At 69.5% G+C, this 583-nt stretch carries 1 protein-coding gene; it reads right to left on the reverse strand.

Features of this window, described 5'->3' with window-relative positions; translation table 11 throughout:
* The coding region (locus FK530_RS25025; protein ID WP_231706800.1) for an aldo/keto reductase at window positions 1–449 on the reverse strand (449 nt) is incomplete at its 3' end.
* Window positions 450–583: the final 134 nt, after the last annotated feature.

A 583-nucleotide genomic window follows, 5' to 3' on the forward strand; every position in this document is an offset into this window, starting at 1 on the left:
GGCAGGGCTCCACCCAGGTCTGCGATGCGGTGCAGGTGCTCGGGCAGGAAGTTCGAGACACCGATCGAGCGTGTGAGGCCCTCCTGCTGCAGCTCCTGGAGGGCTTCCCAGGTCTGGACGTAGAGGTCTCGTTGGGGGGTCGGCCAGTGGATGAGGTAGAGGTCCACGTGGTCCAGGCCCAGACGCTCCAGGGAGGCTTCCAGCGCGGGCCGGGCGGAGTCGCGACCCTGGTCGGAGTTCCACAGCTTCGTGGTGACGAAGACGTCGTCACGGTCCAGGCCGGAGTCGGCCAGGGCCCTGCCCACGGCTGCCTCGTTGTGGTAGATCGCCGCGGTGTCGATGTGGCGGTACCCCGCCTCCAGTGCGGTGGACACGGCCTCGCGCGTCTGGGCCTCGGGCACCAGGAACACACCGAACCCGATCCGGGGGATCGTGTGGCCGTCGTTCATGGTCAGAGAGTGGAGGTCTGTCATGGGGAGCCCCTGTCTGTCGTCCCACCTGCGGGATCGGTCCCCGGCGGGGGCCGTGACCCCATCGTGCACCGCATCGGGTGTCCCGCGCGAGGGCTCGGGGTGGTCCCAGC

It is taken from the genome of Tsukamurella conjunctivitidis (assembly GCF_007858475.1).
In the GTDB taxonomy this organism is placed as follows: Bacteria; Actinomycetota; Actinomycetes; order Mycobacteriales; family Mycobacteriaceae; genus Tsukamurella; species Tsukamurella conjunctivitidis.